Below are 20,454 nucleotides of genomic sequence, written 5' to 3'. Positions count from 1 at the left end.
GGTATCCAGCATACCAGACCTCCAGGTTCATATATTGCGCTATACTTCACCGGAACGTATGGTCCGCAGGAAAAGGAGACGTCGGGACCGCTCGATCCTACCGGTACTGTCAATGTTCCTGTTCGGGCTGTTCCTGGTGCTAGGGGTCAGCCCCGGCTCCCTGATATTCGACAGCGTCGTCTCATACATCTCACCCTACGTCCAAGTGGCCGTCCTGCTCTTTCTAGCTCTGACGATATACCTACTGTACGATCAGGTCCTCATTCCCTTGCAGCAGCTGATGCATGCCTTCAAGTGGGGGGGTGTGCTGGCCATCATCTCCCTGGTCCTGGCGTTCCTGGGAGGATACTACCTTCTGGTGAGCGAGCGGGGCGTGCTCTTCTTCCTGATATCCGTTCTGCTCTGGAAGCTGACCGTTTACCTTTCCTACAAAAAAAGAAGGCGCTGAGCCGGTGCCATCACCGGCCCGCATCGTTTCACTTGACTTCTACCACCACTAACAGGTCCCCGATCTGAATGGTCTCCACGGACTTGCCCTGATAGCGCATCTCGCACACCACTTCCACCAGCTCGTCGGTGATCATGGCCATGCGTCCGTCCTGCAGGAGCACTTCGAACCCGCCTTCCGCTATGCGTTTCATGACGTCATCGGGGTCCATGGTGGCGATCTCCGCGATCACGTTCCCCGCCTGGGTCTTGAACAGGGGGCCGATCTTGGCGTGCACCGGCTTGACCTTGACGGGGCAGCGGTCCAATTGCGCTTTCTCCAGCAGGTCCAGACGATCCGCCCGAACCGTCCTGGCGATATCGTTCTCGTAACCTTTCAAAGCAAAGGCACCGTCACCGACGATCTCCACCGCCAGCAGTTCCTTGTTCAAGGGGTATTTCTTCTCCGCCTTCCAGTTGCGTACGGCGGCGATGACCTCTTTGGTAAGTTCGCCCTTGGCTTCGGCCTCCTCGTCTATGCGCTCCGCCTCCGGCCACTTGCTGACATGTATGCTCTTCGAACCGTCCATCTCCGCGAACGGCTGGTAGGCGTCCTCGGTCACGTGCGGAAGCATCGGCGCCATCATCTTCAATATGCCCAGATAGATGGTGTAAAGAGTATACTTGACCGACTTGTCCCCGTCCCTCGTCCGGTACTTGGACATCTCCACGTAATGGTCGGCGAACTCCTTCCAGGCGAAGTTCTCCACTTCCCTCATGGCCTTATCGAAATTGTACGTCTCATAGTAACCGGTGACCGCTTCCACCACCCGGGTGAAGCGGCTCATGATCCAGCGGTCGATGGGCTTCAGCTGCACCCGTTCCGGCTTTTCCGTAACGGTCATCTCGATCAGCTTGCCCAGGTTCCACATCTTGGTGCAGAGCTTCTTGCCGTGCACCACGTCCCTCTCTCTGAAAGCATGGTCCTCACCCAACGAGCAGGTACAAGCGTAGTATCGCAGCGCGTCCGTGCCGTACGTCTCCAGTAAAGGCATGGGGTCGATGACGTTGCCCGTCGAGGTGTGCATCGGAGTGCCGTCCGGCGCCATGATGAACCCGTGGATCATGATGTGCTCCCAAGGGATCTCGTCCGTCAGCAGATGCTCCCTCAGAATGGAATAGAACGCCCATGTCCGAATGATATCGTGGGACTGCGGCCTCAGGGACATGGGGAACATCTTCTTGAAGCGCTCCTCGTCCCTTTGCCAGAAAGTATTGTACAGCGCGGAAACGGATGAATCCATCCAGGTATCGAAGACGTCCGGGCATCCCTTTAGCTCGCCGCCGCAGTCGGGGCACTTCTCAAGGTACGGAGGCGTGACGGTCACGTCGATGTAGCAGTCCTCCTCGCGCGCCGGTAGAACGTAATTACAGTTCTGGCATTCCCACACCGGTATGGGCGTGGCGAAGTAACGCTGCCGGGAAACCACCCAGTCCCACTGCAGGGAGTTCACCCAATCCTGCAAGCGCACTTTCATGAACTCCGGGAACCACTTGATGCTGTCCGCTTTCGCCAATACCTCCTTCTTGAAGTCCATGGTGCGGATGAACCATTGGTTCACCTGCAGATACTCGATGGGCGCGTGGCATCTCCAGCAGACGCTGACGTTCTGCGGCTGGTCCTCCTGGTTGAGGAGAAGCCCTTTCGCCTTGAGGTCCTCGATCACCTTCGCCCTGGCGTCCTTGACGGGCATTCCTTCGTACGGGCCCGCCAGCGACGTCATGCGCCCCTCTTCGTCGATACCCTTGTCCAAGGGCAGCTTGTACTTCATGACCCATTCCAGATCCGTTTTATCGCCTATGGTGCAGATCATGACGATGCCCGAGCCGAAGTCCGGGTCCACCTTCTCGTCGGCGATCACCATCACCATCTTTTCGAACAGCGGGGTGATGACCCACTTACCCACCAGTTCCGAATAGCGCACGTCCGTGGGATGCACGGCGATGGTCTGGCAGGTGCAGATGAGCTCCGGGCGCGTCGTGGCGATGAGGATGTCCTCGCCGTCCTTCACGGCGAAACGGATGTAGTTGAGCTTGGTGACGTTCTGCTCGTATTCGACCTCGGCGTCAGCCAACGCCGTGATGCACCGGGGGCACCAGTTGACCGGGTACTCACCTTTGTAGGCCAGCCCCTTCGCCAACATCTTGATGAAGGATATCTGGGTGATGCGCCGGTAGTAGGGAGCGTCCGTCTGATAGTAAACCGAGGCGTCCATGCTCTCGCCCAGCAACTCGAACTGGGAGATCATGGAGGAGATGAAGGAGTTGGCGTACTCCTCGCACATCTTGATGTACTCCTGGCGAGGAACGGAATACTTGTTGATGCCGAACTTCTTCTCCACGCGCACCTCGACCGGCGTGCCGTTCACGTCGAAGCACAACGGGAACATGACGTTGTAGCCCCGCTGCCGACGATAGCGGGCGGCGAAATCGATGAGAGAGTAACCGGTGGCGTGACCCAGATGCAATGCGCCGGAAGCGTAGCGCGGGGGATTGTCGATGGAATAGACCGGTCGATCGGAGTCAAGATCGAACTTGTAGAGCTCCCAGTCCTTCCACTGCTTCTGCCACTTCCTTTCAGTGGGGATCGCCTCGTATTGTGACATAGACTGGAGAAGATATGAAAAGAGGTTTAAAAAAGGTTACTGAGCTGGAGCTCAGCGTATTGTCTTCTTTTTGCGCTCGTCCTGCTCCTTCTTCCCCTTGACGATGCGGTCCAGCTTGTCCATCAGTTCCACGGTGGCCTGTCCCAGGCTCCAATCGACGGCCTTGGCCATGAACTGGGAGTTCTCGGTGCTCAGACGGCCGGTCAGCGAGTACTTGGCGTTGTTGCCGCCGCCGTTGTACTTGCTGACGTGTACGTTGAACAAGAGCGGCCGAGTGAACTTGGCGATCTTGGCCAGTCCGGACTGTATCTCCTTCTCCATGCTGTCCAGGGAGAAACGGTCCTCTTCCTCCAGACCGGAGATCTGGGTGTAGACCATGTCCCTGTTGCGAACGGACGCCACCATCTCCAGTATGTCGTACTTGGTGATGATGCCGACCATCCTGTCGCCCTTCACGATGGGGATGGTGGAGATGTTCTTGTCCACCATGATCCCGATGGCCTCGGTCAGGGGAGCGTCCGAACCCAGGGTGACCGGGGAGTTGTGCATCAGCGAACGCACCTCCAGCTCCACCGGGTTATTGACGCCGGCCTTGTCCATACGGCCTTGGTTGGGCGTACCGGACCCGGTCCAGGAGTACTGTACGATGTCCTTGATGCCGATGATGCCCGTCAGCCGGTCGTAATCATCGACCACGGGTACCGTGCGCACCTCCAGCTGCCTCATCAGCGACATGGCGCTCTTGATGTGGTCCTTCTCATGCACCGAATGGGCGTCGTCGCTCATCAGGTCGCCGACCTTCACGGTCTTCACGTCCTTCAGCTTGGGAAGCACGGATATGACGTGGGCGCGGGTGATGATGCCTTGGATCAGCTTCCCCTTGGTCACCGGCAGCTGCCGGTATCCCGAGGAAAGGAAATGCTCGGCTATCTCGGTGACCGGAGTGTCCAGAGTTATTTCCGGGGTGCTCTCCATCATGCTCTTGGCCTTGGTTCCGAGCACCAGGCTCTTCTTCCTGATGACCGTGCCGTAGCTGACCACTCCCTGCAGCTTCTTGCCCTCCACCACCGGGATCTCATGCAGGTCGGCCGACCGCATCTTGGCCACCACCTCGGAGAGGGCCATCTCTGGGTCTACGGTCTCGAACTTCTTGTTCATCAGGTCCTCGACCCTGTTGGAGTCGATCAGAGACCTGAGCAGTTCTCTCTTCTTCATTCCCTCGATGCTTTCTCCTACCATTTTGGCTCACCTTCCTCGTCGTTTAGGATGAGAGTTCGTGTCGCAGCCTCTGTCTTACGAAGGTCACGACCTCATCGGCCGAGATCCGCACCTGTTCGGTGCTGTCCCGGTCCCTTATGGTCACATCTCCCTTGTCCAGGGTCTCATAGTCCACGGTGACGCACCAGGGCGTCCCCGCTTCGTCCATGCGAGCGTACCTTCGCCCGATGGACCCGGAATCATCGTAATGGGTGGTTATCCCCTCCTGGCGCAATGCCAGGTCCAGGGCCATGGCCACCTCCTCCATGCCGTCCTTGGACATCAGTGGGAACACGCCCACCTTGATCGGCGCCACCGTCGGCTTCAGGCCCAGGGTCACGTACCCGTCCCTCTCACCGTAGGCATGCTCCAGGCAGCTGTACAATATGCGGTCCAGGCCGTGGGACGGTTCGATAACGTGCGGCGTGACCTTCACGCCGTTGACCTTCTCCTTGACCCTTACCATCTCGAAGTAAGTGCCGTCAAGTTCCACGTTCTCTCCGTTGACCACCACGGTCACCGTTCCCTCGTGCACCTTCGAAGCTTCCATCACCTCTAATTGCTTCTTTATGTCACCAGCGGCCCCTTTAAACTTTGGTCCTAAGGCCCCGAACTTCGGGCGGATCACGTCCCGCTCCACGTCCTCCGGTTGCTCGAAGCGCTTGAAGGCGGTGAGGTCCGCTTTCGAATGCTCCATGTGCCGGGAGAGGTCCCAGCAGCCGCGGTCCGCTATGCCCACGATCTCGGTCCACCCGAAACTGATGAGCACTTCAGCATCCCAGCAATCGGAGGCGTAGTGGGCCATCTCGGTCTTGAGGTGCTGTCGGAAACGTAATCTGGCCGGATCGACACCGGCCGAGGTCAGAAAGTCGTAGGTCACCCATATGAAGTAGGCCAGGGTCTCGTTGCCTATGGTACCCTTCTCCACCGCCTCCCCGTAGGTGGTCTCGATCTCCTGCTCCCCCTCGTTGGGGACCAGCTTGACCGTCCTCCCCTTGATGCCCTCGTAGCGGGGCCACGTCTTGTCCTCCGGGTCTACGAACAGCTCCGCCTCCATCATGTTGAACTCCCGTAGGCGGATGACGCCCTGCCGGGGCGATATCTCGTTGCGGAAACCGCGACCTACCTGAATGACGCCGAAAGGCAGCTTCTCGCGGCAGTGCCTGTACAAGTTCGTATAATTGACAAAGATGGACTGGGCGGTCTCAGGACGCAGATAGCCCGTACGGCCGTTACCGGGGCCGATCTTGGTCTTGAACATGAGGTTGAACTCCTCCACGTCGGCGAACTCCCCGCCGCACTGGCAGCGGACGTCGTTCTCACGGAGCAGCTTCTGCAGTTCCTCCTTCGGCAGGGAATCGGGGTTGGGGTGGAACTCCTTGGCCAAATGATCGGCGCGGAACGATTCGCCGCACGCTTTGCACGTAACGGAAAGATCGGTGAAGTTGTCCACGTGACCGGACGCTTTGAACACCGCTTCCGGTCCGACGTTGACACCGTCTATTTCTACGAAGCCCTCCTGCAGGCCGTAGATCCTGCGCCACAGGTCGACTATATTGCTCTTCAGGGCCGTGCCCAACGGCCCGTAGTCATACAGACCGGCGATACCGCCGTAGATCTCGTAGGCGGGGTAGATGAACCCTCTCCTCTTGCACAGGGAGAGGACGTCCCCAGAGCTGACCTCCTTCATCTGGTTCATTACTCCTTTATGAGCACGGAAATGATGTCGTGATCGTATATCATGGCCAGCAGACAGTCCTTGGTGTCCCTGACCGGCAGCTGTCCGAAGTCGTTCTTGCGCATGATGCGGGCCGCCTCCGAGATGGCGGTCTTCTTGAAGACGGTGGTGGGGTCCTTGACCATGATCTCCTTGATGGGCATGCCCGGCAGTTCGATCTTGGATACCTCGTACCACAGCTTCATGACGTTGCGCAGTCCTTCCCAGGACCATTGGTCCTCGTCCTCGGCCATGCCCATGTCGGATATGACCGTGGCGCCTTCGATGTAGCTCTTGTTGAATATGTCCCGGTCGGTGATGATACCGGTCAGCCGCCCCTGATCGTCAAGCACCGGCAGCGCCGTGGACTTGGAGACCTTCAGTATTACGGCCGCCGCCGCCAAGGGCGTTTCCATGAAGATGGGGACGCAGGGCGAGCGTATGACGCTCTCCACCGGAGCATCGATCCCTCTTTTCTCCACGATGCACAGCAGGTCCGTCGGCGTCAATATGCCCACGAGACGGTTGTCTTCGACCACCGGGAGGTGGCGAATGCCCCCTTCGACCAGGAGCCTGGCCGCGTCCTCGACCGAGTCCTTGGGGGAGATGGACAGATGTTCCCTCTGCATGATCATGGCCGCCTGGTCCTCGTCCGCGTGGTCGAATATGTCCTGGCGGGTGATCATTCCCGCCAGCGAACCATCGGCGCGGCGTACCACCGGTAGCCCTGTCAGATTGTGCTGCACCATGATCTTCAGCACCTCCTGGCGTGAACCGGGCACCTGGGCGACTATGGGATTGGACGTCATCACGTCCCCTACGTTGGCCATTTAGTTTTCCTCCCCCTGGGACCTGATCACAAGCACAGGACATTCGGCGAAACGCACCACGCGCTCGGCGACGCTGCCCAACAGCAATTTTGAGAACCCGGTCCGACCCAGGGTGCCCATGACCACCAGGTCGTGATCGTGAGACAGGTCCACTATCTTACGGGACGGGGAGCCTTCCTCGACACGGGTGTTCAACTTGACACCCATGTTCTCCGCCTCCTTTCTCACGTATTCCATAGCTTCCGCGCCTTCCCTCTCCAACAGCGTGTAGACGCTGACGATGGTGGAATCCATGGGAAAGTTGATGAACGATGTCTGGTCCACCACGTAGAGAGCGGTCACCTCCGCCCCCATGACCTTTGCCAATTCCAACCCTTTCGTGACGGCCGCCTTGGTGTAATCGCTCCCGTCTGTGGGTATCAGTATCTTCTTGAACAGGACCATCCTTTCATCTCCAAATAGTATCTTCAATGCATACGAGCTCAAGTGCGTCCGATGCGCTTCTCAGAACAAGGTCGGTTATCGGGTCCCCACCCCTGTGCCTGAGCACCATTAGCTCACACCGTGCTCCCGGTTCTATACTTAACGCTTCCTGGCCATTTAATAATTTTCTTCCGTTCAAGGCCATTTCCAGCGTCTCCTTGATGCCGTTCATGCCCTGGGAACGTAGTGTCCGGGCAGTTTGCTCCATCTCCGTCAGCATGTCCGGCAGGCATATCATGGCGTTGTCAGTGCCCAAGGCCAGTGTGACGCCGCTCTCGATCAACGCTCTGAGCGGAGGTATCTTTCCGAAGTACAGGTTGGAGCGGGGACACACCACCACCGGGACGTTCTCCTGCGCCACCGCCTCCATGTCGCCAGCGGTCGCCTCCACCATGTGCACCAGGTACGAGGGCTTGAGGTCCAGTACGTCATCGATGTCCTCGCGGACCCTTTCGCTCACGTGGATGGCGAACGGCTTCCCCTGTGAACGGACCTCTTTGGACAGTTTCTGCAGCTCGTCGTACTCCCAGTCGGATATGGAGGAGACGGCCACCCCGTCCGCCACCTTCAGCAGGTTGCGGACGCCCTGGCGGCAGAACTCCATCATCTTCGGCCGCCCCATGATGATCGCCTTGGCCCCTTCGCCGTCCAATTGACGCAGGCATTGCGTTCCTTCGAGGCCGCCCTCCCGGAAATCCAGGAAATGGGAGACGCCTCTTCTCGCCATGAAGTTCTTCATCTCCCGCATGGAGCCGATGAGCTCCTCAGAGGAGGCGTTGTTCAGGCAGCGGTGCTTCAACCCGTCGGGCGGGGCCACCAGCTCCTCCAACGAGAGCGACGGGTCCACCGGCACCAGGTAATCGGCGATGTGAGTATGTGCGTTCACGAACGTCGGAACGATGAGGCCCTTGGCCTCGGCGTCGGGGCGTTCCCCCCGCCCCACTTCCATTATGGTGCCGCCCTCAAAGCCCACGTGCCCGGGGAAAAAGCCGTTCTGGCCGAGCACTAGGCCTGAGACGTAACGCATGATCACCTAATCAGGCTGAGAATATTTTAAGCGCGTGGTGGTAAAGACCAAATGTTCCCTCGGCGTTGAACCCCCGGAAGTGCGCCATTGAACGATCTGCTGACCTTAGCGCTATTGTTGTTCCTGGCGGTCACGGCCCAAATGGTGGCGGCGCGCTTCGGCCTTTCCGCGGCCATCTTCGAGATACTGCTGGGGCTGGCCATCGGCGAGGTCCTGGGCATAAGATCGTCGGAGATCCCCTGGTTCGCCTTCCTGGCGGTGCTGGCCGGTATCGGCCTGACCTTCCTGGCAGGAACGGAGATGGAGATCCAGAGGGTGAAGGCGCAATGGAGGAGCAGCCTCCCCCTGGCCCTGGCATCCTTCCTATCCGTGTTTTTAATATTGCCGCCGTTGCTGCACCTCTTCGCCGGATGGTCCTGGGATTCGTCATTGCTCGCGGGCGTCGCTCTCTCGGAAACATCGGTCGCCATCGTCTACGTGGTCCTGGTGGAAGGGGGGAAGGCCCGGACGGAGGTGGGATCGCTGGTGCTTGCCGCGTGCTTCCTGACCAATCTGCTGGCCTCCGTCGCCCTGGCGGTGCTCTTCGCCCCGCCGGGCAACGAGGTGCTGATATTGGTCCTCGTTTCCCTGCTGGTCATCCCGCTGAGCGCTAGATATCTCGGGCGAGCGCTGGACCGTTTCAAAGGCCGCCCCGGCGAACCGGAGGTGAAGATCATGCTGCTGCCGTTGCTGTTGCTTGGCGGTCTAGCTTCCCTCGCCGGCGTCGCCGCGGTGCTCCCCGCCTACCTTTTGGGATTCGCCTGCTCCTCCACCTTGGCCAAGCGGCAGGAGGCCTGGTCCAAGGTCCGCACGGTGTTCCTGGGTTTCATGGTCTCCCTGTTCTTCATCGCCGCCGGTTCCAACGTTTCCATGGAGGCCCTGTACGCCGGCATAGGCATCATACTGCTGCTTTCCCTGGCCCGCATATGCTTGAAGGTGGCCGCGGTGCTGCCGGTGACCTTTCTGACCATCAGGAAGGACCATGCCTACGTCTCCCTGCTAATGGCCACCTCGCTCACGTTCGGACTCGTTTTCCTGCAGTTCGGCGCCGATCAGGGATTGATCGATCAAGCGCAATTCTCAATATTGGTGGGAACAATCATCATAGGGGCATTGGCGCCTACGTTAGTTGCACAAAGGTGGTTCGACCCATGGAAGGACAGAAGCTGAGATTACTGGTGGCGGTGGACGGATCGGTCCACGGGGAAAAAGCGTTGCGGAAGGCGGCCTTGCTGGCGCTGGCCGCTCCGGCCTACGAGATCGCCGTCGTTTTCGTCGTGGAGGTCCGGGAGTACGCTTCATTGATGGCCGAGGTCACCACCAAGGAGATGGAGGTCCAGGGGAGCAAGGTCCTGCAGGAATCGCTGGAGATACTGGTCTCGGAAGGGGTCCAGGCGACCCCGCATATGCTGCACGGACCGCCGGTGAGCAAGATACTGGAGTTCGCCGAGGAGTTCCGTCCCGATATGATCGTCACCGGCAGCCGAGGCATGGGCGCCACCAAGGGAACGCTCATCGGCAGCGTGTCGGCCTCACTTTCCAAGAGGGCCAACACCTCGGTGCTCATCGTTAGGTGACCAACTGTCCAGATTTGGTAAAACATAAATACCATATCTTTTCTTCCACCCTCCCAAAGGTGCTTTACCAATGGTTGTAAAGGTTAACGCGGACGAGTGTGTTGGTTGCGGAGCTTGCGAGGATTCCTGCCCCAGTGGGGCCATTTCCGTCGACGATATAGCTGTCGTCGACGCTGCGAAGTGCACGGACTGTGGCACTTGCGTAGAAGAGTGTCCCAGCAGCGCCTTGGCCTTGTAAAGAAAGGGTGGTCCACGACCCCCATTAAAACCACTTTCCTCTTTGGTTCTCAAATTTTTTGTTCCGAGGGACAAAGGTCCCGAAGGAAACTGAACGGCCGCATCTGTTCCGTTATGGTCTTTGGATACCATCATGCGAACGTTCACCGCACCGAGGCAACGTTCCGTTCCCCTTAAGGTCCGTTGAACACCAGGCTCAAGGCAGATGGTCCTGAAGGGCGGCCTCTACCCTGGACGCGGCCGCTTCGATCTCAGGGGTCAGTCCCTCGCCGAAGTCCGTGTCCTTCGGTTCGATGAGCAGCAGGGCGATCCTCGCTCCCGTCAGCTTCACGACATACTCGCAGAACACCCTCAGCGGCAGAGTGTGCGTGGAGATGGTAGAGACGTTCATCACTTCCTCGGCGTCGTACAGGTGGGCCGTCCCCGGTCTCAATCCCAGAACGGCGGCGTCGACGAGCAGCACGTGGGAGGGACAGACCTCGATGATCTCGTCCACGAAGCTCTCCGGTACCGTCTCGCACTCGATGAGATGCACCTTCTCCGACACCTTGCCGTGCAGGTCCTCCACCACTCTTACCCCGATATAATCGTCCAGGCGGATGGCGTTCCCCACTCCGGCCACGACGACGCTGGTCGCGTCCCCCAGCCAGGTCCGCAGTTCATCTTCCAATTCCCGGGTGTGCTCTTTCAATTGGTGCGACCGCCTGAACATGATATGCGAACCAAGGAAAAAAGGTTGGCTATCCGCCTAGCGTGACGTCCTGCTAAGCAAATTTTCGTTCTTATCATAGACCAATACTTCCAGGGGCATCTGACCGACCGCGAAGTGGGTGGCGCAGCCGAAGCATGGGTCGTAGGCCCGGAAGGCCATCTCCACCTTGTTCAGTATCGCTTCGTCGACCTTTCCCTCATGGATCAGGCCTTTGGCGGCGTCGCGTATGCTCATGCAGATGGAGGGGTAGTTGTTGGTGGTGGCCACGATCATGTTGACGTTCTTGACCAGCGCGTTCTGGTCCAGTTTGTAATGGTGGAACAGCGTCCCTCTGGCCGCCTCTACGATGCCCACGCCCTCGCCCGGCTTCCCTGGCATGTTGCGAACGTCAGTGCTGGTTATCTCCGGATCGCTGGCCAGCTCCACCGCGCGCTCGGCGGCGTAGAGCAGTTCGATCAACCGCGCCCAATGGAACACCAGGGTGCCGTGGGCCGGCTTGCCCAGCATACCGAACATCCTCTCGTACTCCGCCTGGGCCAGAGGCGTGGCCATCCCGTCCGCGGCGTTGAGCCGCCCCAGGGGACCTACCCTGTAGATACCGTTGCCAGCTCCGTCGGTGAAACCCTTCCAGCCGATCTTCTTCAGGAAGGGGAACTTGGAGTATGTCCATTCCTCCGACCTTTCCTCGATGTGCTGGGCATAGTCCTCCGCCCTGAACTTGACGAACTCCTTCCCCGAAGGATCGACCACTCGGACCTCGCCGTCAAAGAAGTTGACCCGGTTCCTGGCGTCCACCATGCCCATATAATAGGTCCTCTGGGTGAAGGCCTCGCTCTTGATCATCTCCAGGTACTTGGAATTGTCAAGCACCAGGTCGTTGAAGAGCTGCAGGGAGAACTGGGCGAACTTGACCAAAGATCTCGACATCTCCAGGATGGAGACCCGGTCCTCCTCGCCGAGAGGCTTGCTCACTCCGCCCGGCAATCCGCTGACCGGATGGGTGGCCTTGCCCCCGATGATCTCGGTTATCTTTTGCCCGTAGGCGCGGTGCTTGATAACCTCCTTCGCCACGTCCAGACCCGCTTTCTCGATGACGCCCAGGATGTTCCGCTTCTCCGGCGGGGCGTCCGGACCCACGATGAAGTCCGGTCCCCCCAGATAATAGAAGTGCAGGGTGTGGTCATAGGAGATATAGCCCATGTACTGCAGCTCCCGCAGCTTCTTCGCCGCTGAAGGGGGTTCGACCTGGAAGGCCGCGTCCAAGGCCTTCACCGAAGCGTAATGATGGGCCACCGGGCATACCCCGCAGATACGGGTGGTGAGGATGGGCATAAGTTCGGCCGGGCGTCCGACGCAGAAGGCCTCGAAGCCTCTCAGCTCAGGGACCTTGAGGTAGGCGTTCTCCACCTCGCCTTGGTCATTGAGGAAGATGGACACGCTGCCGTGCCCTTCCAGTCTGGTGATAGGGTCGATCTTGATCTCCTTCATTTCTTCATCACCTTTCTTTGCAGGATGGACGACGGCAGGCTGTACATGTAGAAGATGCCCACCGGGTCCTTGATCTGCGATATGAGGTCCACCACTTCCTCTTCGGTGTAGGACCCCGGTTCCTTGTCCAGGTTCAATATGGAGGCCAGGGCCGTGATCATTCCCGTGCCCATGTCCGATTGGTTGGGTGTAGCCCCGCCGCAGCCGGTGCAGGGCATGTTCACCTTGAGGCATTGCGCTCCGCATCCGCTGCGGGTGGCCATCCCCATGCAGATGATCCCCTGCTCCATCAGGCAGCGCTCCGGGTCCGGGACCACCTCGTGCACGCGGTGGATGGTGGTGATCTTCTTGTTCTCCCGCTTGCGCGGGCATTCATCGCACACCGCCGGCAATGGCGCCAGGACGGAACCTTTGGGGGGCAGCTCGCCCTTCACGATAGCTTCCAATGCTTTGTTTATCAGGGAGACCGGCGGCGGGCAGCCAGGTAGGTAATAATCTACCTCCACGGTCTGAGCCAACGTTCTGACGGTGTCATAGAAGGTCGGTATGCTCAGTACCCCTTCCTTCACCTTCGATTCCGGTCTGGGAATGACCTTGTCCTTCGTTCCCTCTCCCAGGTCCTGGTAGACGAGCTTCAGTATGCTGTCAGCGTCACTCAGGTTCGCCAGCCCGGGTATGGAACCCTCGTTGGCGCATGAACCGAAGGCGATCAGGGTCCGGGATTTGGCGCGGAGGAGCTTGGCCATATGCTCCTGTTCGCTGTTGCGGATCGAGCCGTTGAAGAAGGTGACGTCGATGTGGCCGTCAGGCATCGCCTCGACGTCGTCATACTTGATGTCCATGGCCACCGGCCAGAAGACGATGTCCGCGTGCTCCACAAGATCGAGTATCTTCTCGTTCACGTCCAGAACGGCGATCTCGCAGCCGCCGCAGCTGGCGGCCCAGTAGAAAGCGATCCTCAGTTTCCGGTCGATGGTCGCTCCCCCCTCGGTCCTTCGTTCATGAGATACTCGTGCATGGCCTTAGCGGCACGTTTTCCGGCCCCCATGGCGCTGATGACCGTGGCCGCCCCGGTGGCCACGTCTCCGCCGGCGAACACTCCGTCCAGGTTGGTCCGTCCGTCCTCGTCGACGATGATGGTCCCGTTCCGGGGATCGGTCTTCAACCCGGCGGTGGTGCGCTGGATGATGGGATTGGGCGTCTGTCCGATGGCCACGATGATGGTGTCGGCATCCACCTCGAAATCGGAACAGGCGATGGGCTTGACCCCCTGTCGTCCTTTTTCATCCGATTCGGTCAGCTCCATGCAGGTGCACCTCATGGACCTGACCCAGCCCTTCTCGTCACCATAGAACTCGGCGGGGGCGTTGAGGAAGTTGCACATCAGCCCCTCCTCCTCGGCGTTCTCGATCTCCTCGCGCCTGGCCGGCAGCTCCGTCCGGGAGCGCCGGTAGTTCAAGCAGACCTTGGCCCCCAACCTCATCGAGATGCGGGCGCAGTCCATGGCCACGTTCCCTCCGCCGATGACCACGACGTGCTTGCCTATGCGGATGGGCGTGTCCTGCTCCGGGAAATTGTACGCTTTCATTAAATTGACCCGTATCAGGAACTCGTTGGCCGAGTAGATGCCGCCCAGGTTCTCGCCCGGGCAGCCGGTCCACTGCGGCAGCCCTGCCCCGCTGCTGATGAAGATGGCATGGTAGCCCTGTTCCATAAGCTCGGGTATGGTGTGGATCCGGCCGATGAGATTGCCCAGCCGAAGGTCCACGCCCAGCTTCTGGACGTACTCGATCTCCTTCTGCACGATGTCCTTGGGCAAACGGAACTCCGGTATGCCGTAGCTGAGAACGCCTCCGGCCACGTGCAGCGCTTCGAACAGGGTCACCGCATGACCCATTTTCACCAGGTCGGCAGCGGCCGTCAATCCCGCTGGACCTCCGCCGATCACCGCTATCTTCTTGCCGGTGGAAGGGGTTCTCTCCGGTATCTGGGCCCCATGTTCCCGCTCCCAATCCGCCAGGAACCGCTCCAATCGGCCGATGTTGACCGGGTCGCCCTTCTTGCCCCGGACGCAGTTCATCTGACACTGCCCTTCCTGGGGGCATACTCGCCCGCAAACGGCCGGCAGTGAGTTCTTGGTCTTGATGACAGCTATGCCCTCGGCATACTTGCCCTGTAAGATGCAGTCTATGAAACTGGGGATCGGTACGTCCACCGGACAGCCCTTTATGCACGGGGGGTTCTTGCACTGCATGCACCGCCGGGCCTCCTGGATCGCCATCTCTTCCGTGTAGCCCAGAGCGACCTCCTTGAAGTTCTTGACCCGTTCCTTGGGCCTCTGCCTGGGCATCTCCACGTCCACGTTCATGGGGTTGGATGCGGTCTTCTCCTCAGTTCCTTCCACACTTGCACCTCCCTTTGTTTTCCCAGAGGATGGAGCTCAATCGCTCCTCCGGGAGCATGGTGCGCTGGCGTTTGATGAGCTCGTCGAAGTTCGTCAGGTGTCCGTCGAACTCCGGGCCGTCCACGCAGCCGAACAGCATGTTCCCGCCCACCGTCACCCGGCAGACGCCGCACATGCCCATGCCGTCTATCATGATGGGGGTCAAGGACACTATGGTCGGTAGATTGAACGGTCTGGTGATCTCGCTCACCATCTTCATCATTACGACCGGTCCCATGACCACGCAGCGGTCGAACCTCTCCTTCTTCAGCAGGTCCGTCAGGAACTCCAATCCCTTCTCGCCCACCGAGCCATCGTCCGTGGCCAGGTGGACCTCGTCGCTTAATGACGCGGCCTTCTCCCTCATGAACAGGAACTCCTCGCTGCGGGAGCCCAGCACGGTCGTCACGTGGTTCCCGGCCGCCTTCATGGCCTTGGCCTGCAGCAGGACCGGAGCGATCATTATGCCTCCGCCCACGCACAGCACGCGCCCATATTTTCCGATCTGGGATGGATTGCCCAGCGGTCCGGTGACGTTGAAGAGGCGGTCGCCCTTCTCGAACGTCCCCAGCTCCTTGGTGGTCTTGCCCACCTCATGGAAGGCGAAGGACACCGTCCCCTTGTCCGCCTCATAATCACAGATGGTGAGGGGCACCCTCTCGCCTCCCTCGGTCGGGATGACGATCAGGAACTGCCCTGGCTGAGCTTTTGCCGCAATTTCCGGGGCCTCGACCTCGAACAGCGTCTGCTTGTGCGCCAGCCGTTCCTTGGACACTATCCGGTACATCACTGGACCTCCTTCGGGGACCCAGCGGCTGGCGTCATCGCGGCGATCTTCTGGCAGAACGCCTCGAACTTCACGGTGAACTCGCCCTCGCATCTCGGTGACAGTTCGTGGATCTCGAACCGATCGAGCAATCCTAGCTTCTTCAGGGCCACTTGTAGAACATCCAGCTGCCTTTCCGCGGTGTCCCTTCCGTTCTTTAGCTTGCAATCATCGGCCGAACATACCACGGCCATGACCCCATCGAACCCCTGTTGAAAGGCGTTGATCACGTGCACCGGGTCCATGCCCTTGAAGCAGGGGACCTCCAGGATCAAGGCGTTCTTGCCCTTGAGCAGCATCTCAGGGTTGTCCAGAGCGGAGAACTCCGACCATTGGCAGCTGAAGACCAGTAAGGTTGGCCGATCGCTTCGGGCCTTCAGTTTTACCGCCGTCTCACCGTAGGCGGCGAGCACGGTCTCGAACTCGTATCCCTTTACCTGGATGGCGTGCTGCGGACAGACCATCTGACACGCCCCGCAGCCCACGCATTTCTCGACGTCCACGGTGGGCGAGGAGAACGGTTCCGCTGTGATGGCGTCGTAGGGGCAGATGAAGACGCATTTGCCGCATCCGACGCAATCCTTGCTGATCCAGACGGCCTTCCGGGAATACTTCACCACCTTGAGCGAATCCTCCGGATAACCGAGCTGTCGCAGGACCGCCATGCCGAGAAGCATGCGCCTGGTCTCGATCATGGTCCCCTCCTTCATGCGGCAGAACCCGTCCTGGCATTGGATGGAGACGATGTGCTTTATGCCCGATCGCAGGGCGTTGAAGACGAAGTCGGTAGGCACCCGTCCGGCGCAGGGGATGCGCATGGAGATATGGTCCTCGGCGCTAAGTCCGTGGCTGGCAAGTATGTCCTCCACCTCACCGCTGCTAGGTGAGTTGCCCCTGCACATCATGACCAGCGTTTCCGCGTTAGCGTTCGTGGTGCGGGCAAGGTCCAGCAGACCCTCGTAATCGTAGTACGCCATCTCGATGGCCGTCACCGGACAGGCGCTGTAGCATATCCCGCAGACCTGGCACTTCTGAATGTCGATGCTCACCTGGCCGCCATCGGGCTGACGGTCGATGGCATCGAACGGACAGATGGAGTAACACACCCCGCATCGGCTGCATAGGTCCTGGTCAATTTTCACGGCGGCGAGGCATTTATCGTTCATCAATGATCCCCCAGGGTCCTAGGTGTCTACTGATCGGGTCATTCTCCTCAACATTTTTTTATATATGTTTTGCAGACGATGACGATCTTCATGGACCCTAGATGGCTTGCGTCTTTGACGCATTTGATTGCATAATAGGTGAATTATTTAATGCATATGGTCGATAGTTCGTAAGCCAACCGAGCACGATGACCCGACCAGATGAAAATCCTCATCGAGAACGGCGAGCTTTTCACACCTTCCCCAAACCAGCCATCCCAGACTGGCACTGGCCAATCTATTTATTTTCGTAGTTTCTCTGTGGTTCACCAGGTGAGACAAGATGAGGATATTGGCTTTGAACGGCAGTCCGCGCAAGGATGGGAACACCGCGAAGTTCCTGAAGGAACTGACCAAGGAACACAAGGACGTCGACCTGGATTACTTCGACCTGGGCGATCTGAAGATCAAGGACTGCATCAGTTGCTTCTATTGCAAGAAGAACGAGGGCTGTGCCATCAAGGATGACATGACCATGCTCTACCACAAGATACAGCGCGCCGAGGCATTGGTCATCGGCTCCCCGGTGTATTTCGGAGCCGAGACCGCCCCGACGAAAGCGTTCCTCGACCGCATGTACGCCATGCTGAACTTCGGCAGCGGACCGGGGATATACACGTCCAAGATCAAAGGCACCAAGAAGGCCATCATCGTGTTCACCTGCGGCAATGGCAAGGGGAACGAGCTCTACGCCAACCTCAAGGACCGCATGTACTCCGCCTACGGAACGCTGGGATTCACCGAGGTGCATCCCTACATCATTCCCGGGGTGAGACCAACGATCGACATCCTGGAACTGGAGGCGTCGCAGAAAGTGCTCCAGGAATGCCATGTGACCCTGGGTGAGGAATGAGCTTTCGAGCGTTCATAGCAGTGGACGTCCGATGCGGCGAGGAGCTTCGAAAGGCGATAGAAGAACTGAGGGGATACGGCAGGCCGCTGAAACCGGTCTCGCCCGACATCGTCCACATCACGCTGAAGTTCCTGGGGGATACGGATGAGAGGATCGTGCCTGAGATCGAGGCGGTCATGCGTCAGGCGGTCGCCGACGCTCCACCGTTCCATATAGGTCTGGTCGGCACCGGGGTGTTCCCGAACGCACGCAGCCCCCGGGTCATCTGGGCGGGGATGCAGGGGGCGGAACCGCTGGTCAAGCTGGCATCTTCATTGGACGAGGGATGTGGAACGCTCGGCTTCCCCCGGGAGAAGCGGGCCTTCTCTCCCCATCTTACATTGGCAAGGGTGCGTGAAGGCCACAAGCCGGACCTTTTAGGATTTCTGCAGGACCACCAGGGCAAGGAGTTCGGTTCCTTCACCGTGGACAGGATAAAACTGAAGAAGAGCGTGCTGACGCCCTCCGGACCGATATACTCCGACGTGATCGAGGCCGCCCTTTAACGTCCGATGCTCTCGAACAGGGAGAACTCGTTCATCTTCAGCAGGTCCGCCGGTGCGTGGTCCTTGACGTAATCGATGCTGTAGTTCCCGACGCGGAAGTCGGCGTTGCGGACGACCAGGCGGTGGTACGGTATGGTGGTCTTGATGCCGGTGACCGTATACCGGTCCAAGGCATCATGCGCCCGCCTGAGCACCTCTTCCCGGTTACGTCCGGAGATTATGAGCTTGGCCAGCAGGTTATCGAATTCCGTGGGGACCACGTATCCTTCATAGGCGTGGGAATCGACCCGCACGCCCTCGCCTGCCGGTTCCATGTACTTCTCTATGCGCCCGGGGGCTGGGAAGAAGTTATTGAAGGGGTTCTCCGCATTGATCCTGAACTCCATGGCGTGCCCTTTCGGCTTCAGGTCGGTGAGCTCCTCCTCCACCTCGCGGTCGGAACCTATCTTGAGCTGCAGTTCCACCAGGTCCAGCCCGGTCACCGATTCGGTTATGGGGTGCTCCACCTGAATACGGGTGTTCGCTTCCAGGAAGAACAGTTCTCCCTCGGCGCTCATGAGGAACTCGAACGTTCCCAGTGAGGTGTAGTTGGCCCTTTTTACCGCCGCCACGCACAGCTCGGACATCTTTTCCCTGAGCTCCGGGGAAACGGCGCAGGACGGCGTCTCCTCGATGATCTTCTGGTGCCGGCGCTGTACCGAGCATTCCCTCTCTCCCAGGCAATAGGCGTTCCCTCGGGAATCGCCCACCACCTGGAACTCGATGTGGCGCGCTTTCAGTAAGGCCCTTTCCAGATAGATGGTCGGGTTCTTGAAGGCCTTGTCCGCCTCGTTCTTAGCGGACGCAAGGGCGTTCTCCATCTCGTCGTCATTGTTCACCAATCGCATTCCCCGGCCGCCGCCGCCTCCGGAGGCCTTGAGCAGAACGGGGTAACCGATCTTGTTGGCGTGCTTGATCGCATCGTCAGGGGTCTCCAGCGCCTCGAGCGTCCCCGGCATGATGGGCACTCCCACCTTGGACATGAACTCTCGGGCCGAGAGCTTGCTTCCCAGCAGTTTCATGGCCCTTGGGCTGGGGCCCAGGAAGGCGATGCCCTCCTCTTCGCATCTCTCGGAAAATTCCGATTTCTCGGAAAGGAAACCGTAGCCAGGATGGATGGCGTCCACCCTCATCCGGTTGGCCACGTCGATGATCGCGTCGATGTCCAGATATCCGATGCCGGTGCCGTCGGTCTGAAGCTCCACACTTTTATCGGCCAGATGCACGTGCTTGCATTGTTTGTCCGATGGGGTGTAGATACCTACGGTGAGCACTCCGAGTCTTTTGCAGGTGTTGATCACCCGGATGGCGATCTCCCCTCTGTTTGCTATGAGCACTTTGTTGAACATCTTCAACCCTCAGACACATATGGAACAGGCATGTGACTGCGTGGCAGGGAATGTTCCAGGTTTTTATAATAATTTCGCCTGCGTTTGGCTAACGATTTCACTTGATTTCGAATGGAATATCCGATTTATGATAAGAATCAAGCGATATATCTTATAAAATCGTTTTTCGAATGCTAATTGCATTCCATGGAGTTAGTCTCATTGTAAACACGAACGCCTTGACCCCTTTCGTCCCTGGTCCTTTTGGAGATATCATGAGGTTCGTAAAGAGATCGATAAGTGGGGACAGGAAGGGTGGCATCGAGGGATTGCCGCTGCAACTGATGATAATGGTGCTGGTGGCCGGGCTCGGCACAGCAGTGCTCGTGGGATGGATGGGCGGTCTTTCAGCGCCTAGCGCGATCGCCACGGTGAACGGCGATCCGTCGGAGATAATGATCACCGATGGCAACATGGACGGCACCTTCGAGAACGATGCGGTCTCGATCACCATATTCGTCCGGGACCAGAACGGAGATGCGGTTCCCGGTGCCTCTGTGGTGTTGGACGGGTGTAACGTCTGTAATGCCGACGGTTCGGTCGTTTACGGTTCGACCGACGCTGAAGGGAAGGTTCGGTTCGATTCTCTCAGCGTCTCACGCTACGGGACGGGCATAGGCTTCGTCCAAGTGACGGTGGCCAAGGGCGGCATGGGGACCGATTCTTCGCTTCAGGTGCCGGTGATCTCCCGGTGAG

20 protein-coding genes are annotated in these 20,454 nt (G+C 59.0%); 7 read left to right on the top strand and 13 right to left on the bottom strand.

Features of this window, described 5'->3' with window-relative positions; translation table 11 throughout:
* On the top strand, window positions 1-448 hold a 448-nt coding region (locus VMW85_00350), incomplete at its 5' end, for a hypothetical protein (protein HUT26486.1).
* A gap of 28 nt (window positions 449-476) precedes the next feature.
* Here the strand turns inward: VMW85_00350 and VMW85_00345 are convergent.
* The 6 genes from VMW85_00345 to VMW85_00320 are packed head-to-tail and all read right to left on the bottom strand — an operon-like array spanning window position 477 to window position 8,406.
* A complete protein-coding gene (locus VMW85_00345) occupies window positions 477-3,092 on the bottom strand; it encodes a valine--tRNA ligase (protein ID HUT26485.1) in 2,616 nt (871 codons plus the stop codon).
* A gap of 51 nt (window positions 3,093-3,143) precedes the next feature.
* Window positions 3,144-4,331, bottom strand: coding sequence for a CBS domain-containing protein (locus VMW85_00340; protein ID HUT26484.1), 1,188 nt, complete (start codon window positions 4,329-4,331; stop codon window positions 3,144-3,146).
* A gap of 22 nt (window positions 4,332-4,353) precedes the next feature.
* Complete coding sequence (glyS, locus tag VMW85_00335) at window positions 4,354-6,048, bottom strand: glycine--tRNA ligase (GenBank protein HUT26483.1); 1,695 nt, start codon at window positions 6,046-6,048, stop codon at window positions 4,354-4,356.
* Entirely contained in the window at window positions 6,048-6,896 is an 849-nt protein-coding gene (locus tag VMW85_00330; GenBank protein ID HUT26482.1) for a CBS domain-containing protein, read from the bottom strand. Before VMW85_00330 ends, glyS begins: the two co-directional genes overlap by 1 nt.
* Window positions 6,897-7,340: a universal stress protein gene (locus VMW85_00325; GenBank protein ID HUT26481.1), complete on the bottom strand. Its 444-nt coding sequence runs from the start codon at window positions 7,338-7,340 to the stop codon at window positions 6,897-6,899.
* Between the two features lie 4 nt (window positions 7,341-7,344).
* Window positions 7,345-8,406, bottom strand: a complete 1,062-nt coding sequence (locus VMW85_00320; GenBank protein ID HUT26480.1) for an amidohydrolase family protein — start codon at window positions 8,404-8,406, stop codon at window positions 7,345-7,347.
* Window positions 8,407-8,493: 87 nt separating this feature from the next.
* Here VMW85_00320 and VMW85_00315 point away from each other — a divergent pair, with 87 nt between their 5' ends.
* The 3 genes from VMW85_00315 to VMW85_00305 all read left to right on the top strand — a co-directional run bounded on the left by VMW85_00315 (window position 8,494) and on the right by VMW85_00305 (window position 10,260).
* Complete coding sequence (locus VMW85_00315; GenBank protein ID HUT26479.1) at window positions 8,494-9,615, top strand: cation:proton antiporter; 1,122 nt, start codon at window positions 8,494-8,496, stop codon at window positions 9,613-9,615.
* On the top strand, window positions 9,597-10,022 hold the full coding sequence (locus VMW85_00310) for a universal stress protein (GenBank protein ID HUT26478.1): 426 nt from the start codon (window positions 9,597-9,599) through the stop codon (window positions 10,020-10,022). The genes VMW85_00315 and VMW85_00310 overlap by 19 nt, the downstream gene beginning before the upstream one ends.
* Window positions 10,023-10,092: 70 nt before the next feature.
* Entirely contained in the window at window positions 10,093-10,260 is a 168-nt protein-coding gene (locus VMW85_00305) for a 4Fe-4S binding protein (protein ID HUT26477.1), read from the top strand.
* A gap of 195 nt (window positions 10,261-10,455) precedes the next feature.
* Here the strand turns inward: VMW85_00305 and VMW85_00300 are convergent, their stop codons facing one another.
* The 6 genes from VMW85_00300 to VMW85_00275 are packed head-to-tail and all read right to left on the bottom strand — an operon-like array spanning window position 10,456 to window position 16,894.
* Window positions 10,456-10,971, bottom strand: a complete 516-nt coding sequence (locus VMW85_00300; GenBank protein HUT26476.1) for a hydrogenase maturation protease — start codon at window positions 10,969-10,971, stop codon at window positions 10,456-10,458.
* A 36-nt stretch (window positions 10,972-11,007) separates the two neighbouring features.
* Window positions 11,008-12,459: a Ni/Fe hydrogenase subunit alpha gene (locus VMW85_00295; protein ID HUT26475.1), complete on the bottom strand. Its 1,452-nt coding sequence runs from the start codon at window positions 12,457-12,459 to the stop codon at window positions 11,008-11,010.
* Window positions 12,456-13,415, bottom strand: a complete 960-nt coding sequence (locus tag VMW85_00290) for an oxidoreductase (protein ID HUT26474.1) — start codon at window positions 13,413-13,415, stop codon at window positions 12,456-12,458. The genes VMW85_00295 and VMW85_00290 overlap by 4 nt, the downstream gene beginning before the upstream one ends.
* A 2-nt stretch (window positions 13,416-13,417) precedes the next feature.
* Complete coding sequence (gene gltA, locus VMW85_00285) at window positions 13,418-14,863, bottom strand: NADPH-dependent glutamate synthase (protein ID HUT26473.1); 1,446 nt, start codon at window positions 14,861-14,863, stop codon at window positions 13,418-13,420.
* Window positions 14,850-15,689, bottom strand: a complete 840-nt coding sequence (locus tag VMW85_00280; GenBank protein ID HUT26472.1) for a sulfide/dihydroorotate dehydrogenase-like FAD/NAD-binding protein — start codon at window positions 15,687-15,689, stop codon at window positions 14,850-14,852. The genes gltA and VMW85_00280 overlap by 14 nt, the downstream gene beginning before the upstream one ends.
* Entirely contained in the window at window positions 15,689-16,894 is a 1,206-nt protein-coding gene (locus VMW85_00275) for a hydrogenase iron-sulfur subunit (protein HUT26471.1), read from the bottom strand. The genes VMW85_00280 and VMW85_00275 overlap by 1 nt, the downstream gene beginning before the upstream one ends.
* Window positions 16,895-17,216: 322 nt before the next feature.
* Between VMW85_00275 and VMW85_00270 the strand changes: the two genes are divergently transcribed.
* Both VMW85_00270 and thpR read left to right on the top strand, forming a co-directional pair.
* Entirely contained in the window at window positions 17,217-17,786 is a 570-nt protein-coding gene (locus VMW85_00270; protein HUT26470.1) for a flavodoxin family protein, read from the top strand.
* Window positions 17,783-18,331 carry an RNA 2',3'-cyclic phosphodiesterase gene (thpR, locus tag VMW85_00265; GenBank protein ID HUT26469.1) on the top strand — a complete coding sequence of 183 codons (549 nt, stop codon included), beginning with the start codon at window positions 17,783-17,785 and terminating at the stop codon, window positions 18,329-18,331. Before VMW85_00270 ends, thpR begins: the two co-directional genes overlap by 4 nt.
* Here thpR and VMW85_00260 read toward each other — a convergent pair.
* Window positions 18,328-19,719, bottom strand: coding sequence for a biotin carboxylase N-terminal domain-containing protein (locus VMW85_00260; GenBank protein ID HUT26468.1), 1,392 nt, complete (start codon window positions 19,717-19,719; stop codon window positions 18,328-18,330). The two genes, thpR and VMW85_00260, sit on opposite strands and share 4 nt — an antisense overlap.
* Window positions 19,720-19,973: 254 nt before the next feature.
* Between VMW85_00260 and VMW85_00255 the strand changes: the two genes are divergently transcribed.
* Entirely contained in the window at window positions 19,974-20,453 is a 480-nt protein-coding gene (locus VMW85_00255; protein HUT26467.1) for a carboxypeptidase-like regulatory domain-containing protein, read from the top strand.
* Window position 20,454 lies beyond the last annotated feature (1 nt).

It is taken from the genome of Methanomassiliicoccales archaeon (assembly GCA_035527755.1).
GTDB lineage: Archaea > Thermoplasmatota > Thermoplasmata > Methanomassiliicoccales > UBA472 > UBA472.
Note: the sequence above shows the minus strand (reverse complement) of the source record. Positions and strands in the feature narration are given on the sequence as shown.